Source organism: Stappia sp. BW2 (assembly GCF_008107695.1).
Lineage (GTDB): Bacteria > Pseudomonadota > Alphaproteobacteria > Rhizobiales > Stappiaceae > Roseibium.
On record NZ_VIRG01000058.1, the window covers coordinates 222,412 to 239,443 of the forward strand.

Annotated in this window: 14 protein-coding genes; 10 read left to right on the forward strand and 4 right to left on the reverse strand. The window is 61.4% G+C overall.

Translation table 11 applies throughout. The features are described from left to right. Window positions 1–13: 13 nt before the first annotated feature. Together pdxY and FMN63_RS09230 are read left to right on the forward strand one after the other, a co-directional pair. Complete coding sequence (gene pdxY, locus FMN63_RS09225) at window positions 14–910, forward strand: pyridoxal kinase (protein WP_148583662.1); 897 nt, start codon at window positions 14–16, stop codon at window positions 908–910. Beyond that, complete coding sequence (locus FMN63_RS09230; RefSeq protein WP_148583663.1) at window positions 903–1,640, forward strand: DUF429 domain-containing protein; 738 nt, start codon at window positions 903–905, stop codon at window positions 1,638–1,640. The genes pdxY and FMN63_RS09230 overlap by 8 nt, the downstream gene beginning before the upstream one ends. 92 nt (window positions 1,641–1,732) lie before the next feature. Here FMN63_RS09230 and FMN63_RS09235 read toward each other — a convergent pair whose 3' ends face one another. After that, window positions 1,733–2,797 carry a DNA topoisomerase IB gene (locus FMN63_RS09235; RefSeq protein ID WP_148583664.1) on the reverse strand — a complete coding sequence of 355 codons (1,065 nt, stop codon included), beginning with the start codon at window positions 2,795–2,797 and terminating at the stop codon, window positions 1,733–1,735. Window positions 2,798–3,123: 326 nt separating this feature from the next. Between FMN63_RS09235 and queC the strand changes: the two genes are divergently transcribed. From queC to queF, 4 genes are all read left to right on the forward strand, one after another. Then, complete coding sequence (queC, locus tag FMN63_RS09240; protein ID WP_148583665.1) at window positions 3,124–3,813, forward strand: 7-cyano-7-deazaguanine synthase QueC; 690 nt, start codon at window positions 3,124–3,126, stop codon at window positions 3,811–3,813. Continuing rightward, window positions 3,806–4,189: a 6-carboxytetrahydropterin synthase QueD gene (queD, locus tag FMN63_RS09245; protein WP_148583666.1), complete on the forward strand. Its 384-nt coding sequence runs from the start codon at window positions 3,806–3,808 to the stop codon at window positions 4,187–4,189. Before queC ends, queD begins: the two co-directional genes overlap by 8 nt. Further along, window positions 4,186–4,914, forward strand: coding sequence for a 7-carboxy-7-deazaguanine synthase QueE (gene queE, locus FMN63_RS09250; protein ID WP_148583667.1), 729 nt, complete (start codon window positions 4,186–4,188; stop codon window positions 4,912–4,914). Before queD ends, queE begins: the two co-directional genes overlap by 4 nt. A 435-nt stretch (window positions 4,915–5,349) precedes the next feature. Continuing rightward, window positions 5,350–5,817, forward strand: coding sequence for a preQ(1) synthase (gene queF, locus FMN63_RS09255; RefSeq protein WP_148583668.1), 468 nt, complete (start codon window positions 5,350–5,352; stop codon window positions 5,815–5,817). A gap of 191 nt (window positions 5,818–6,008) precedes the next feature. Here the strand turns inward: queF and FMN63_RS09260 are convergent, their stop codons facing one another. The 3 genes from FMN63_RS09260 to FMN63_RS09270 form a co-directional block, all read right to left on the reverse strand. Next, window positions 6,009–6,629 carry a hypothetical protein gene (locus tag FMN63_RS09260; RefSeq protein WP_148583669.1) on the reverse strand — a complete coding sequence of 207 codons (621 nt, stop codon included), beginning with the start codon at window positions 6,627–6,629 and terminating at the stop codon, window positions 6,009–6,011. A gap of 469 nt (window positions 6,630–7,098) precedes the next feature. Then, window positions 7,099–7,686: a hypothetical protein gene (locus tag FMN63_RS09265; RefSeq protein WP_148583670.1), complete on the reverse strand. Its 588-nt coding sequence runs from the start codon at window positions 7,684–7,686 to the stop codon at window positions 7,099–7,101. A 207-nt stretch (window positions 7,687–7,893) separates the two neighbouring features. Next, window positions 7,894–10,686: a bifunctional aconitate hydratase 2/2-methylisocitrate dehydratase gene (locus tag FMN63_RS09270; RefSeq protein WP_148583671.1), complete on the reverse strand. Its 2,793-nt coding sequence runs from the start codon at window positions 10,684–10,686 to the stop codon at window positions 7,894–7,896. Between the two features lie 488 nt (window positions 10,687–11,174). Between FMN63_RS09270 and acnA the strand changes: the two genes are divergently transcribed. The 4 genes from acnA to FMN63_RS09290 all read left to right on the forward strand — a co-directional run bounded on the left by acnA (window position 11,175) and on the right by FMN63_RS09290 (window position 17,029). Continuing rightward, on the forward strand, window positions 11,175–13,850 hold the full coding sequence (acnA, locus tag FMN63_RS09275) for an aconitate hydratase AcnA (RefSeq protein WP_148583672.1): 2,676 nt from the start codon (window positions 11,175–11,177) through the stop codon (window positions 13,848–13,850). A 287-nt stretch (window positions 13,851–14,137) separates the two neighbouring features. Further along, a complete protein-coding gene (locus FMN63_RS09280) occupies window positions 14,138–14,758 on the forward strand; it encodes a DUF4129 domain-containing protein (protein ID WP_209001035.1) in 621 nt (206 codons plus the stop codon). Continuing rightward, a complete protein-coding gene (locus FMN63_RS09285; RefSeq protein WP_148583674.1) occupies window positions 14,755–16,083 on the forward strand; it encodes a hypothetical protein in 1,329 nt (442 codons plus the stop codon). Before FMN63_RS09280 ends, FMN63_RS09285 begins: the two co-directional genes overlap by 4 nt. Then, on the forward strand, window positions 16,073–17,029 hold the full coding sequence (locus FMN63_RS09290) for an AAA family ATPase (RefSeq protein ID WP_148583675.1): 957 nt from the start codon (window positions 16,073–16,075) through the stop codon (window positions 17,027–17,029). Before FMN63_RS09285 ends, FMN63_RS09290 begins: the two co-directional genes overlap by 11 nt. Window positions 17,030–17,032: the final 3 nt, after the last annotated feature.

Here is a 17,032-nt window from a genome sequence, read left to right on the forward strand (position 1 = left end):
GGAACACGACCCCATGATGCAGCCGGGCGCTCCCGAGCCACAGAGAAAGCCGGTTCTGGTGATCACGTCACAGGTGGTACGCGGTGGCATCAGCGGCCGCGGACTGACCTTCGCGCTGGAGCGGATCGGCCATGATGTCTGGTTTCTGCCGACCATCCTGCTGCCTTGGCATCCCGGACAAGGCAAGGGCAAACGCATCGTCGCCCCTGCGGCCGACTTCGCAGCGATTGTGGAAGATCTTGCGGCTTCGCCGAAACTGGCGGAAATAGGGGCGATCATTTCCGGCTATCTCGGCGATCCGGACCAGGCAGGCCCCATCTCCGCGCTCATCAAGGCAGTGAAGGCACACAATCCGGAAGCATTTTACGTGTGCGATCCGGTGATGGGCGACGAACATGACGGCAGCGGCAACCTCTATGTGCCCACGGCAACGGCCGAAGCAATCCGCGACCAGCTTGTGCCGCTGGCCGATGTGGTCACACCCAATGCCTTTGAACTCGGCTGGCTGACAGGCCGCGAGATCGACAGCGAAACGCAGGCGCTCGCAGCGGCCCGCAGCCTCGGCAACGAGCGCGTGATGGTGACCTCGTCCCCGGCCCTGCGCCGCAATGCCATCGCCAATCTTCTGGCAGGCCCGCGCGGTGCCGTTGCTGCCGAACATGCCGCCATCGCCAATCCGCCGCACGGCACAGGAGACCTGATCGCAGGCCTGTTCCTGTCCAACCTGCTCGCCGGTCAAAACGACGAGGAAGCCCTGAAACGCGCCTCAGCCTCCGTTTTCGAACTGGTTGCCCGCAGTGTACGCAAGGGGGCGGACGAACTTCTGTTTGCCGAGGAACAGAACTCCGTGGTGAAGGCAATGGCCCTCGTCACCTCGCGCCGGGTTCTGGAAGCAAAGGCCCGTGCCTGACGGTGCAGGCACATGGGTTGCCGGTGTCGACGGCTGCAAGGCCGGCTGGGTGGCGGTCATCCGCAATCTTGATGCTCCTACCGATCTGAAACTGATTGTCGTCCCGACTTTCGAGGATATCGTCGGCTACACCCCGCAGCTTTCCACCATAGCCGTCGACATGCCCATTGGCCTGCCGGACCGCATGGGCCCTGGCGGCCGCGGCCCGGAAAAGGCCGCCCGCAAACATCTGGGCATGCGCCAGTCCTCTGTCTTCACGGTGCCGTCCCGGGCCGCCGTTTATGAGGACGACTACGTAACGGCCTGCGACACGGCCCTTGCGACCTCCGACCCGCCAAAGAAAGTCTCCAAACAGTGTTTCTTTCTGTTCCCGAAGATACGGGAAATCGACACACTGATGACACCGGAGCTGGAAGTGCGTGTCCATGAGGTTCACCCGGAACTTGCCTTCTGGCGCCTCAACGGCGAAGCGGAAATGAGCCTGCCCAAAAAAGTCAAGAGCCGCGCCAACCCGGCTGGCCTCGACCAACGCCGTGACTTGCTGGTGTCAAAAGGGTTGCCGAAGGACTTCCTTGATCAAGCCCCGCCACGCGGTTGCGGGCGCGACGACCTTCTGGATGCCGCCGCCAACAGCCTGATTGCCGAGCGGATCTTGCTTGGAGAGGCTGAGCCGTTCCCCAAGGACTTTCGCCGGGATGAGCGCGGCCTAAGGATGGCGATCTGGGCGTGACGTGAGGGGTCTGACGCCAACGCGGGAAGGGCGTTCTCCGTGTGATCAGCTTTCCGGAAAGCCTTCTCGCAAAACCGCAATACCTGGAACTTTCAGATGCCTGAAGAGGTCCAGGTCTCCCCGCTGAACCGCTCCAGAAACCTGAGCGCCCGCCCCTCGGCAGCCCTCAGGCCCGCTCTGGTCTGATCCTGACGCGCAAACCATTTTGCGCTCGCCGGCAATGCGTCCTCTGAAAGCGCGATAACGGCGGGATGAATGTAACTCGACCGGCTGATCGCCGGAGTGTTGGAAAGAACCTCCGCAGATGCTTCTGCCATGGCCCGGATGGTGGGGCGGCCGCCTTCGCAAATCGCCTCGTGGGCCACATCGTAAGCCGCCACGCTGCCCGCCCAAGTCCGGAACGTCTTCGCCGTGACGTCGAGTTCCGTCACCTCCGACAGATACGCATTCAGCCGGCCGGAATCCACGGGTCGAAGCTGATCGTCCCCGTCCCGCCACGCAAAAAGCTGGCGGCCCGGCAAATCGGAAATTTGCTCAAGGACACGGCTGAGACGTGGGTGACGCAAGCGACGCCGCACCCGTTTGCCGCCCTTGCCGGTAAAATCAAGCTCTAGCCGATCACCTTTCAATCTTAAATGCCGTTTCAGAAGCGTCGTTGCACCATAGCTGCCGTTTTCCTCCGCATAGGCCCGGTTGCCGACACGAAGATGTGCGCGGTCGAGAAGCATGCACAGCGCGGCCAGCACGGTTCGCTCCTCCGTGGCATCGCCTTCAAGGTCCCTGAGCACCCGTCGCCGAAGACGCGGCAGGGCGTTGCCGAAGGCGGCCAGCTGCTCAAACTTGTTGTGGGTGCGAAAGGTCTGCCAGTCTGCGTGATAGCGGTATTGCTTGCGCCCACGGGCATCAAGGCCCGTTGCTTGAAGGTGTCCGTTTGCTCGCGTGCAGATCCAGACGCTCTCATAGGCGGGTGGCAGACCCAGGCTCTTGATCCGCTGGAGCTCCGCCGCTTCCCGCAAAAGACCGCCGTCCGACAGGTGATAGGAAAATCCCCGTCCCCGGCGAATACGCCGGATCCCCGGCTCGCTGTCGCTGACATAGACCAGCCCTATGGCGCCGACCTGCGCCGCGGGATCACAGGGATTGAAATGCGCGTTCATGGCAGTTTCCTCCCCTTGGTGCGCCGACTACGCTCCCGTCTCACGCACAGGAAACCGTATACGCCACTCGCCGTCCGTCCGGATGTCAGTGGCAACTCCATCTTCAAGGTAACCCGTTCGCGAAAGGAAGGTTCCGGAGGTCGGAACGCCGCGCGAACGGGCGCACCTGCGCAAAGAGAGGAGATTTCCAGAAGCCTCAACCCTTCCCTTTTCGCAAAAACCTGCTAAAACGCGCGCCGTTCCCCACAAGGGAACCACCGGTCGCAGCCTACCCGGTGACGAGCGTCTCAACGGGCGTTCAACAGCGAAAACAAGGGACCACATCGTTGAAAACACTTGTCATCTGTTCCGGCGGAATGGATTCCGTCACCCTTGCGCACAAGGTTGCGCGAGAACATGAGCTGATCGGCCTCGTTTCTTTCGACTATGGCCAGCGCCACAAGAAGGAGCTGGACTATGCGAAGGCCTGTGCCGATGAGTTGAAAACCGAGCATATCCTGATCGACATTTCCAATATCGGTCGCCAGCTCACAGGCTCGGCGCTGACCGACGATCTGGACGTGCCGGACGGGCATTATGCCGAGGAAACCATGAAGATCACCGTTGTGCCGAACCGCAACGCGATCATGCTTTCCATTGCCTTCGGCATTGCCAGCGCGCGCGGTGCCGAGGCGGTCGCAACCGCCGTTCACGGCGGCGACCACTTCATCTATCCGGACTGCCGTCCGGCCTTCACCGAAAGCTTCGAGACCATGCAGCGCCATGCGCTGGAAGGCATGGGCGAGATCAGCCTCTATACGCCTTACGTCCACACCTCCAAGGCGGACATCGCCGCCGAGGGACTGGAGCTCGGCGTCGACTACCGCAAGACCTGGTCCTGCTACAAGGGCGGCGAGGTTCACTGCGGGCGCTGCGGCACTTGCGTGGAACGGCGCGAAGCCTTTCACCTGGCCGGCGGCATCGATCCGACGGTTTACGCCGACGAAGCGTTCTGGAAGGAGGCGTGCAATGTTTAGGATCACCAAGGAATTCCATTTCTCCGCCAGCCACCAGATCCTGGGCCTTGGCGAAGACCACCCCTGCGCCCGTCTGCACGGCCACAATTACGTGGTCGAGGTGGAGCTGATGTCGGAAGAGTTGAACGACACCGGCTTTGTGCGCGATTACCGCGAACTGTCCGAGTTCAAGCGCTTCATCGACGACAGGCTCGACCATCGGCACCTGAACGATGTGCTTGGCAACGATTGCGTGACTGCCGAAACCATGGCGCGCTATTTCTACAACTGGTGCCGCCAGCGCTGGCCGGAAACCTCGGCGGTGCGCGTCAAGGAAACACCGAAGACCTGCGCCGAATTCCGTCCTCTCGTTTATCCGGGGGCACGGGCGGCATGAGCATCGAACAGATCCGGGTCAGCGAGATATTCGGCCCCACCATTCAGGGCGAAGGCGCCCTGATCGGCCAACCGACCGTGTTCGTGCGGACCGGCGGCTGCGACTACCGCTGCTCATGGTGCGACACGCTGCACGCAGTCGACAGCGCGCACCGGGGCGAATGGTGCCCGATGACGCCGCAAGCCATTCTGATGCAGGTGGAGATCCTGTCCGGCGGCACTCCGCTGACCGTGTCGCTTTCCGGTGGCAACCCGGCGATCCAGCCACTCGGCGGCCTGATCACGCTCGGCCGGAAGGAAGGCTACCGGTTCGCGCTGGAAACGCAGGGCAGCCTGGCAAAGGACTGGTTTGCCGATCTCGACGTCCTGACGCTGAGCCCCAAACCGCCTTCTTCGGGCATGAAAACCGACTGGCAGCGCCTGGCCGAATGCGTCGAGGCAGCAGGCCCTGAAACCCAGACCGTGCTGAAGGTCGTCGTCTTCGACGAGGCGGACTATGCCTTTGCGCGGGACGTTTCCGACCGCTACCCGCATCTGAGCTGCTTTCTGCAACCGGGCAATCACACCCCGCCGGAAGCCACGGAAACCGATGCCACCATAGACATGTCCGGCATCATGGAGCGCATGCGCTGGCTGGTGGACAGAGTTAGCTCCGACAGATGGTACACAGCGACAGTCCTGCCCCAGCTTCACACGATGATCTGGGGTAATTTGCGGGGGGTTTAGCAAGCTCTTCTGTTTCCCACCCTGATCCTGAGGAAGGCCGAGGCCTGTTTCGAGTGAGGGGCGGCAAACTCCGAACAAGCGGCCGATGCCGAAACCGGGGCGTAACCGGCACATCGATCGCTTCGCAACAGAACCAAAAGGCCGTTGCCTCCCGATCCCGGATCTCCGCCCGGGATGACGACGCAGAGAACGGTCTTTCGAAATTCACTTCCTCATCCTGAGGAGCCGCGGCAGCGGCGTCTCGAAGGATGGGCGGCACGCACAGAACAAGCGACCCATCCTTCGAGACGGACCTGAAGGTCCTCCTCAGGTTAAGGGCGCAGGGAAGCGAAAGCCCGAAGGTGGGTCTTTGCGAGCTCATTCAGGAACACGGAGCCCGTCAGCCGACAGCGCAAAAGCGCCTCCCCGGAACAGGCTCGAATTCAGGAGACAGTCATGTCCGACAAGAGCATCTATGAAAACCTGACCCAGCTCGGGTCTTCCACCGAACTGCCGGATGATCCGGACAAGGCGGTTCTGGAAAAGGTGCCGAACCCGCAGGCAGGCACCGGCTATATGGTTCGGTTCGTCGCACCGGAATTCACCTCGCTGTGCCCGATCACCGGCGCACCGGATTTCGCCCATCTGGTGATCGACTACGTCCCGCGCGATTTTCTGGTGGAGAGCAAGTCGCTGAAACTGTTCCTCGGCTCCTTCCGCAACCACGGCGCCTTCCATGAAGATTGCACGGTCTCCATCGGCAAACGCCTTGTCGACCTGCTCGATCCCCAATGGCTCCGCATCGGTGGCTACTGGTATCCGCGCGGCGGTATCCCCATCGATGTCTTCTATCAGACCGGCCCGGCGCCGGAAGGCGTCTGGATCCCCGAGCAGGGCGTCGCCCCCTATCGTGGACGCGGCTAAAGCGGCGCGGCTGCCTCTGCGAATGTGACGATCCCGATTTCCGTGGAGAAGTTCGGCACCGTCTATCAACGCCAGGCGCCGCCCTCCCAGAAGTGTCACCCCGGACGAGCACCGCGAGATCCCAAGACCCGCTCATTTCCGGAGCTTCAGGGTTTTGCACATGCACAGGCTGGTCGCCGCGCAGCCCCTTGTTACTCCGGCACTGGCAGGCTCAGGCCGGGGGCTTTTTCGATGACGTGGGTGGTCACCAACTCTAACGACGGTGTCTTTTCTGACGACGGTGTCCTGGTGTCGTAGATGGCCTTGACGATGAAATCGTCGCTGCGGCGGATAAAGTAGGTGAAGCGGTTCTCCGTGACCATGCCCTGGCTTAAGGTGATATCTGCTGCCACCACTTCCACAGCCTCGCCATCCAGCTCTTCCTCGCTGCAAGTCGCATTGCGGATCGTCGCCGCGTTGGCCTCCTTGTCGGCCCGCGCCTTGTCCGCGTTCTGGCGGGGGTCCACCTCGCTGATCTTCTCCCAGGTCGCTCCCTGGTCGGCGGATTGATAGACCGCGTTGTCGTAGCCAAGCACCCACGGGCGTCCCGGCGCGCTCGGCACGATCATATAGTGATCCTGCGGCGCATGGAAAAACTCATCGGTGGTCGGCGGCTCACCCTTGAAGGCGGTGGTCACCTGGGTCTTGGTCGGTGTTGCCTGCTCAAGCTGCAGATATAGCGCCGTGAAGCGATCCTGGCATGGATCTGCCAGGGCACTCTGGATCGATCCGGCGAGAAAAAGAAAAAGAACTGCGGGCACGCAGTATGTCATGAAAGCTTCCCTGTAAAAATGCACTGAAGACCTCTGTCGAAATTACCAATGCTCCCCATGGAACATTTTTTCCGCCGCCAGACAATCACCCCGATGCGTTCAATGCCGCAACCCGGCCCACAAATACGACAGGGCCGCCCGATCGGCATCGACCGGACGGCCCTGACAGCGTCTGGATCCCCGAGCAGGGCGTCGCCCCACCCAGAAGTGCTCCCTCGGGCGAGCATCGCGAGATCTCAGGGCCTGCTCATTTCCAGAGCCTCGAGACTTGTCCAAGGCTCAAAGCGGCTGCGGGAACACAATAGAGGTTTCCGAACGCCCCGCGATGGGGATTGGATCCTGGGTCAAGCCCGGGATGACAGCTTTGGGTAGGGAGAGCCTCGCTTACCAGAAACACCTGTTGTACCGAACGAGAGACCGCGCGACGGGTACACCGCCGTCCGCGGCACGATCCATCCGCCTGGCTGCCTTACTCCGGCACCGGCAGGTTTAACCCGGTCGCTTTTTCGATCTGCTGGGTGGTCACCATCTCGAACGACGGCGCCTTGGTGTCGTAGATCGCCTTGACGATGAAATCGTCGCTCCGGCGGACAAAGTAGGTATAGCGGTTTTCCGTGACCATGCCCTGGCTGACGGTGATATCCGCTGCGACCACCTCCACGGCTTCACCGTCCAGCTCTTCCTCGCCGCAGGCGGCGTTGCGGATGGTGGCGGCGTTTGTCTCCTTGTCGGCGCGCGCCTGGTCCGCGTTCTGGCTCGTATCCATCTCGCGGATCTTTTCCCAGGTCGACCCCTGGTCGGCGGATTGATAGAGCACGTTGCCGTACCCCAACACCCAAGGGCCTTCCGGCGAGGTCGGCACCGTCAGGTAATGATCCTGCGACAGATAGAAAAAGTCATTGGTGGTCGGTGGTACACCCTTGAAGGCGGTGGTCACCTGGGTCTTGGTTGGCGTCGTCTGGTCGAGCTGCAGATAAAGCTCCGTGAACCGATCCTGACACGGATCTGCCAGAGCCCCCTGGATCGATCCGGCGAGAAGAAAAACAACTGCGGGCATGCGGCACGTCATGAAAGCCCCCGTGAAATCACTTCGAGAAATCGGCCGCAATTCCCGGCCGTCTCCATGGAACACGTTTTCCCGCCACAGGACAATGCCCGGCGCTTTCAATACCGCAACCCGGCCCGCGAGTACGACAGGGCCGCCCGATCGGCATCGATCGGGCGGCCCTGCCGCATCTGCGTTCTGAGTAGATTCAGCTTGCTCTTAGAAGTGAACCGAACGTGCGTCGAGCGGCTTCTGGTTCGGCGGTGCGAACTTGGTCAGATCGATCCCTTCAACGGCAGTCTTGTACTCGTCGAGGCTTGGCGTCCGGCCAAGGATGGCCGAAAGAACCACAACCGGCGTCGAGGCCAGCAGGCTTTCGCCCTTCTTCTCGGAGGAGTCTTCCACGACGCGGCCCTTGAAGAGACGCGTGGAGGTTGCCATCACCGTGTCACCCTTGGCGGCCTTTTCCTGGTTGCCCATGCAAAGGTTACAGCCCGGGCGTTCCAGATAGAGAATGTTCTCGTATTCGGTCCGGGCGGTATTCTTCGGCGCACTGTCGTCGAATTCGAAGCCGGAGTATTTCTGCAGAATGCTCCAGTCGCCTTCTTCCTTCAGCTCGTCGATGATGTTGTAGGTCGGCGCGGCCACGACAAGCGGTGCCTTGAACTCGATCTTCTCACCAGCCTTCTCGAGGTTCTTCAGCATCTGCGCGACGATCTTCATGTCGCCCTTGTGAACCATGCACGAGCCGACGAAGCCGAGATCCACTTTCTTCTCACCACGATAATGGGAAACCGGGCGGATCGTGTCGTGGGTGTAGCGCTTGGAAACATCCTCGTTGTTCACGTCCGGGTCGGCGATCATTGGTTCGTCGATCAGGTCCAGATCCACCACGACTTCCGCGAAATATTTCGCGTTGTCGTCCGGCGTCAGGGCCGGCTTCTCGCCGGAGCGGATTTCGGCAATGCGCTTGTCGGCCTTGTCGATCAGCCCCTGCAGAACCTTGTTGGCATTGTCCATGCCCTTGTCGATCATGATCTGGATACGGCTCTTGGCGATTTCCAGGGATTCGATCAGCGTCTCGTCGTTGGAAATGCAGATGGAGGCCTTGGCCTTCATTTCCGCGGTCCAGTCGGTGAAGGTGAACGCCTGGTCGGCCAGCAGCGTGCCGATGTGAACTTCGATGATCCGGCCCTGGAAGACGTTGTCACCGAACTGTTTAAGCATCTGGGCCTGCGTGGCATGGACGACATCGCGGAAGTCCATGTAATCCTTCATGGCGCCCTTGAAGGTGACCTTCACGGATTCAGGGATCGGCATGGTTGCCTCACCGGTGGCCAGTGCCAGCGCGACCGTGCCCGAATCCGCGCCGAAGGCAACGCCCTTGGACATGCGGGTGTGGCTGTCGCCACCGATGATGATGGCCCAGTCGTCCACGGTGATGTCGTTCAGCACCTTGTGGATCACGTCCGTCATCGGATGATAGACACCCTTCGGGTCGCGCCCGGTGATCACGCCGAACCGGTGCATGAAGCTCATCAGCTTCGGAGTGTTGGCCTGTGCCTTCAGGTCCCAGACCGACGCCGTGTGACAACCGGACTGGTAGGCGCCGTCGACGGTCGGTGAAATCACCGTGGCCGCCATGGCTTCCAGTTCCTGGGCAGTCATCAGGCCGGTGGTGTCCTGGGAACCGACGATGTTGACCTTCACACGAACATCGGAACCGGCATGCAGCACCTTGCCTTCCGCGACACCGACAGCGTTGCGGTTGAAGATCTTTTCAACCGCGGTCAGGCCCTGGCCTTCGTGCGACACTTCCTTGTTGGGTGCGAACACCGGCGGTGTCTCGATGCCGAGGGTTTCTGCAGCAAAGCTCTGCAGTTTCTTGCCGAAGACGATGGCGTAGGAACCACCGGCTTTCATGAACTCGACCTTCTGCGGGGTCAGCGCGGAAGACACATCAGCCAGCTCTTCGTCGCCAGCGTCGTTATAGAGTTTCTTGCTCTTGGTGTTGATGGTCAGCACCGTGCCGGTTTCGACGGAATATTTCTGCTCCAGAACCGGGCTGTCGTCATTGTTCAGGATCGGCTTGCCGCTTTCGTCCAGCTTCTTGACCCAGTTCTTCAGGTCAATGCCGATGCCGCCGGTCACGCCGACAGTGGTCAGGAAGATCGGCGAAATGCCGTTGGTTCCGGCAACGACCGGGGCAATGTTCACGAACGGCACATAGGGGCTTGCCTGCTTGCCGGTCCACAGCGCCACGTTATTGACACCGGACATGCGCGAGGAGCCCACACCCATGGTGCCCTTTTCCGCGATCAGCATCACGCGTTTGTCCGGGTGCTGCAGCTTGAGCGCCTCGATTTCCTTCTGCGCGGCTTCGGAGATCATGCACTTGCCGTGCAGCTCACGGTCGGAGCGCGAATGCGCCTGGTTGCCGGGAGACAGCAGGTCGGTGGAAATATCGCCTTCGGCGGCAACATAAGTGACGACCTTGATTTCCTCGTCCACGTCCGGAAGCTTGGTGAAGAATTCGGCCTTGGCGTAGCTGTCCAGAATATCGCTGGCGATTTCGTTGCCGGCTTCATAGGCGGTCTTCAGGCGATCCGTATCGGCATCATAAAGGAACACCTGCGTCTTCAGCACTTCGGCCGCGTTCATCGCGATCTGCGGATCGTCGCCAAGCGCCAGATCCAGAAGAACCTCGACAGACGGACCGCCCTTCATGTGGGACAGAAGTTCAAGCGCGAAGGCCGGGCTGATCTCGTCAACGACAGAGGTGCCGAGAATGATCTCTTTCAGGAACTGCGCTTTCACGCCGGCCGCGCTCGTGGTACCCGGCAGCGTGTTGTAGATGAAAAACTTGAGTGACTCTTGCCGGTGCTTGTGCCCGGTATCCTTGATCTGGGCGACGATCTCTTCGACAAGAGCCCCGTCTTCGATAGGCTTGGGATGCAGGCCCTGGCCTTTACGGGTCTCGATCTCTTTCAGGTAGTCTTCATACAAGCTCATGGTGGTCCCGGCGTCCTCGGTTTGGATCAGGCTTGAACTCCGGTTCGCAGTCGAACTGACGCTCCGGAACAAGCTGGCTGAGCGGCGTTTTAATTCAGTATACAATGGTATGCAATATCTTCCCATCCAATAAATGATGCCTATATACCGAATGACGCATCTGCCCGCACCCCGGGCCGCACCTTTGGTTTTTCGAAGGTGTTTCCCGGCTCCGATCTCCGGAAGACGCCGTTCAAGACGCTGAAACTTCACCCGAAGTATCGACAGCGGCTTCGGCGACATGACTGGCGATTGGTGCCAAAGGTTGCTATAGGTGCGGCGCATCAATTTGCGGCGTCGACTGAGGGAGAGGCTCTCATCGTACCCGCGCGGAAGGATGACGGACCACGCAGCGCTGCGCTTCGTGTCCGCAGCCTTGAGAGAGAGTATGCCGGGCACTGATACACACACGGCCCGGGCCTTTTGGACAATGAAGGAGATCGCAAGTCGTGACCCAGTCCCTCGACAGCTTCAAGTGTAAGAAAACACTGACCGCCGGCGGCAAGACCTACACCTATTTTTCCATTCCCGAAGCGGAAAAGAACGGCCTTGAAGGCGTTTCCAAACTGCCGTCTTCGCTGAAGGTGGTTCTTGAAAACCTGCTGCGCTTCGAAGACGGCCGCACGGTGACCAAGGCAGACATTCTGGCCTGTGCCGAATGGCTGAAGACCCGCAAGTCCGATCACGAGATCTCCTACCGCCCGGCCCGCGTGCTGATGCAGGATTTCACCGGCGTTCCGGCTGTGGTCGACCTGGCCGCCATGCGCGACGCTGCCGTGAAGCTTGGCGGCGATCCGGAAAAGATCAACCCGCTGGTTCCCGTCGACCTCGTCATCGACCACTCGGTGATGATCGATTACTTCGGCACCAAGGACGCCTTCCGGCAGAACGTCGAGCTGGAATATGAGCGCAACCGCGAACGCTATGAGTTCCTGCGCTGGGGCCAGTCCGCCTTCAACAACTTCCGTGCCGTTCCCCCGGGAACCGGCATCTGCCACCAGGTGAACCTGGAATACCTGGCCCAGACCGTCTGGACCAAGGACGAGGACGGCGAAACCATCGCCTATCCGGATACGCTGGTGGGCACGGACAGCCACACCACCATGGTCAACGGCCTTGCCGTTCTGGGCTGGGGCGTCGGCGGCATCGAAGCGGAAGCCGCCATGCTCGGCCAGCCGATCTCCATGCTGATCCCGGAAGTCATCGGCTTCAAGCTGACCGGCAAGCTGAACGAGGGCATCACCGCGACGGACCTTGTGCTGCGCGTTGTGGAAATGCTGCGCCAGAAGGGCGTTGTCGGTAAGTTCGTCGAATTCTATGGCCCCGGCCTCGACAACCTGTCTCTGGAAGACTCGGCTACCATCGCCAACATGGCGCCGGAATACGGCGCGACCTGCGGCTTCTTCCCGGTCGACAAGGAAACCCTGAAGTATCTGGAAGCCACCGGCCGCGACAAGGACCGTGTGGCCCTGGTTGAAGAATACGCCAAGGCACAGGGCATGTACCGTTCGGGCGCCGAGGAGCCGGTCTTCACCGACACGCTGGAACTGGACATCTCGACCGTTGTTCCGGCGATCTCCGGCCCGAAACGTCCGCAGGACCGCATCAACCTTGCCGACGCCGCAGCCGGTTTCGCCAAGACAATGACCGAAGAGTTCAAGAAGGCGGACGAACAGTCCAAGCGCGTTGCCGTTGAAGGCAAGGACTACGACATCGGCAACGGCGACGTCGTGATCGCCGCCATCACCTCCTGCACCAACACCTCCAACCCGTCCGTTCTGATCGGTGCCGGCCTTGTGGCCCGCAACGCGCTGAAGAAGGGCCTGAAGGTGAAGCCATGGGTAAAGACATCGCTCGCCCCCGGCTCTCAGGTGGTCACGGACTATCTGGAAAAGGCAGGCGTACAGGACGACCTCGACGCACTCGGCTTCACGCTGGCCGGTTACGGCTGCACCACCTGTATCGGCAACTCCGGCCCGCTGGATCCGTCGATTTCCAAAGCGATCAACGACAACGACCTGATTGCCTGCTCGGTGCTGTCCGGCAACCGTAACTTCGAAGGCCGCGTCAACCCGGATGTGCGCGCCAACTATCTGGCCTCGCCCCCGCTGGTGGTCGCCTATGCCCTTGCCGGCAACCTGAACATCAACATCACCGAAGACCCCCTCGGCGACGATCAGGACGGCAACCCGGTCTACCTGAAGGACATCTGGCCGACCACGGAAGAGATCACCGACCTGATCCGCGCGTCTATCAACGAGGAAATGTTCCGCACCCGCTATTCCGACGTCTTCAAGGGCGACGAACATTGGCAGGGCATCAAGGTGGAAGGCGGCCTGACCTACACCTGGCCGGTATCCTCGACCTACGTCCAGAACCCGCCCTACTTCGAAGGCATGACCATGGAGCCGAAGCCGCTTCAGGACATCGACAACGCGGCGGTCATGGGCCTGTTCCTGGATTCGATCACCACCGACCACATTTCTCCGGCCGGCTCGATCAAGGTGGACAGCCCGGCAGGCACCTACCTGTCCGAGCACCAGGTCGCCCAGAAGGACTTCAACTCCTACGGCTCGCGCCGCGGCAACCACGAAGTCATGATGCGCGGCACCTTCGCCAACATCCGCATCAAGAACCAGATGGTTCCGGGTGTCGAAGGCGGCGTCACCATGAAGGACGGCAAGAAGGAATGGATCTACGACGCCTGCATGGAATACAAGGAAGCAGGCGTTCCGCTGGTCATCTTCGCCGGCAAGGAATACGGCACGGGCTCATCCCGTGACTGGGCCGCAAAAGGCACCAATCTCCTTGGCGTGCGGGCGGTCATCGCCCAGTCCTTCGAGCGTATCCACCGTTCCAACCTGGTTGGCATGGGCGTTGTCCCGCTCACCTTCAAGGAAGGCGAGAGCTGGCAGTCGCACAACATCACCGGCAAGGAACGCGTGACCATCAAGGGCATCGCCGACATCAAGCCGCGCCAGATGATGGACGTGGAAGTCACCTATGAGGACGGCACCACCAAGACCATCGAGTGCCTGTGCCGCGTCGATACGCTGGACGAGCTGGAATACATCAAGGCCGGCGGCATCCTGCACTACGTGCTGCGGAACCTCGTCACGAGCTGAAGCCGGCAACCATTAATCACACAAGAATTCAGCGGGCCCTTCGGGGCCCGTTTTGGTTGGTGTGCACTGCAAAAGCCTGCCGTCCTGCGGTCATCCCGCCCCGGCAAGGCGTGCGCCGAAATTAGCGAGAGTGGTCCTAACGTCACTTTGGCGAAAGCTGTCGGTTGCGCAGGTCAGGTCGAGCGGCTAATAGATCCGGCATGCGCCGATTTTCGCTCGTCTGTTTTTTATTGATCCTTTCAGGGACTTCGCTTCCCACCTATGCACAGGAAGCCGTTCAGGAACCGATGGAAATCGGCGACTCGGGCGAGGAATACCTGCGTGCGATCCGCCTGCGCGGGATCGATACGGACGTGACCTATTTCGATCCCTCCGCGCCGCCCCCCAAACTGAACACGGAGCAGGAGCCGCCGAAACCGGCGGAGGACAAGCCGCAATCGGATAGCAGCAACAATCGCGTGATCCCTGGCCTGATCGTTGGCGGCATCCTTCTGGCCGTCGCCTATCTCTTCCTGCGCCTCGGCGGGCGGCTGACGGTGTCGCTCGGCCGTGAGGCCGGCAATCCGGACAGCACCCGCCCCAAGATACGCGGGCAGGCCCCCGTCTGGGCGGAAAAGCTGGCTCCGCTCGACGAGATCCTGCGCATGCAGGACCGGCGCAGGGCGCTGGTGCTGCTGACACAGAAGGTGCTGGCCACCGCCATTGCGGCCAACGGCATATTGATGCAGCGCAGCTGGACAGCGCGCGACGCCTTGCGCCAGTTACCCGAAAGCCAGGGCAGGGAGCTTCTGCGCAAACTCGTGACGATGGCCGAACGGGTGCAGTTTGGCGGCAGGGACGTGAGTGAGGACGAGTTCAAGGATCATGTCGCGAACTGCCGTTACCTGCTCGGACCGGAGGCGACATGAGCGAGAGCACGGCAAACACGAAAGCAAAAGGCCCCAGCCTTGAAGCTGCGGTCATCGCGGTGATCTGCGTCGCGGTTCTGCTGGCCGGCTGGTACATCCTGTCCCAGCGCCAGCAGGGTTTGCGCCGATCGCCCGCCGGGCTGGACGGGCTTCAGGTATGGCTGGTGAAAAACGGCGCCAGCGCCCAGAATTTTGCCGGTGGCTGGCTGATGGACCAGACGTCGGTCGGTCTGCTGGTGGTGCCGCTTTACGATACGCTGCCGGAAACCGACCGCAGCACCCCGGGCACCAAGGAAGAACTGCTGCAACAGCAGGACGAATACGATCTGGAAACCGCCGTCATTGCCGCAAAGGCCGAGCGTGTGCCGACTTTGCTCGTGCTGCCGAAATGGCGCAGCGGCATGCGCCTGACGGGTCTTGCCCACCCCGCACTGAAGGTTGAGGCGAATCGCCTGCAGACCATCGTCGACAAGATCACCGGCACGCGCGGCACAAAGATTGGCGCGTCGGACCGTCCCTTCACCGATTTCCGGTACCGGTCACAAACAGGCGAAACCCTGAGGGCAGAGATTTATGCCGCCCAGACCTTCGCAAACGAAAGCTGCCGCCCGATCGTCGGCGACACCGACGCCATGCTGCTGGCCGATTGCCCGCTCGCGGACCCTGAAGACGATACTGCCGAACAAGAGCGCATCCTGGTGCTGTCCGATCCGGACCTGATCAACAACCACGGCCTGCGGCTGGGAGAGAATGCCGGAATTGCGCTTGATGTGCTGACCGAAAAGGCCGGCACCCGGAACATCGTCATCGATTACAGCCGGTACTCCTGGCTGCGCGACCCCGTGAGCGAACCCAGGCGCGAACGCACCTGGGACGACCTGCTGCGTTTCTTCGGCTCACCCTTCCGGGCCCTCTGGCTTGGCGCTGCGCTGTTGCTGGGGTTGGCGTTGTGGCGTGGTTTAATCCGCTACGGCCCCATACGCGACGAAGAGGCCGGCCCCGGCAATGGCAAGGATCTGGCGGTTCTGGCACGTGCGCGGCTGATGCGGCTTTCCGGACAGGATGGCGCCCTCGTCCGCGAATATGCGACCGCCCGCATTTCGGCAACCGCGTCGGCTCTGTTCGGCCCGGCCCATGCCCGTCACTACGCCGGTGAAGACGCCTTTCTGACCTTTACCGAACGCCGGCACCCGGCCCTCGCGCCACGCCTGCGGGCGATCCTCGCCGACATTCGAAAACTGCCTGCCCGGCTTCCAGCCACGGAAGCCATCCAGCATATCGACCAATTGGAACAGGTATTGGAGCAAATAACTCATGACGCTTGAAGCGCTGCGCGAACGGACCGATGCCTTGCGGACCGAGATCGGCCGAACCGTTCTCGGCCAGGATGATATCATCGACCTGTTGCTGATCGCCTTGTTTGCCCGCGGCCACGTGCTGCTGGAAGGCCCTCCCGGCACAGCCAAGACGTTGCTTGCCCGCAGCTTCTCGGCGGCGCTCGCGCTCGATTTCGGCCGTATCCAGTTTACGCCGGACCTGATGCCCGGCGACGTGCTCGGCACCTCGATCTTCGATTTCAGCACCAACACCTTCGTGCTGACCAAGGGGCCGGTGTTCTCGCAGGTCCTGCTGGCCGACGAAATCAACCGCGCTCCGCCCAAGACCCAGGCCGCCCTTTTGCAGGCCATGAGCGAACGCATGGTCAGCATCGACGGCACGGATCATTCCCTTGGGCGGGAATTCATCGTCGTGGCGACGCAGAACCCGATCGAGCAGCAGGGCACCTATCCCCTGCCGGAAGCGCAGCTTGACCGGTTCCTGTTCAAGCTGGTGATCGACTTTCCGCCGGAAGACATCGAAATGGCAATCCTGCGCCAGCATGCGGACAAGCCGCTCGAAGCCGGCATGGAAACCGCCTCGCTGACCAAGGTGCTCGATTCCTCCACTCTTGAGGAAACAAGAGCGCTGGTCGACAGCATCATCCTGAAAGACGATATCCTGGCCTATATCCTGCGCCTGATCCGCGCGACCCGCGAAAGCTCCGAGATTGCCTTCGGCGCCTCGACGCGCGCGGCCGATGCGCTGGCAAGTGCGGCGCGGGCAACGGCGGCGCTCAACGGGCGGGACTTTGCCATTCCCGACGACGTCAAACGCCTGTTCGTTCCGGCGCTTCGCCACAGGATCGTCCTTGGCCCGGCGGCGGAGATCGAAGGCCGCAGCACGGCGCAGGTCCTGGAAAACATTCTCAACCAGATTGAGGCCCCCCGCTGATCC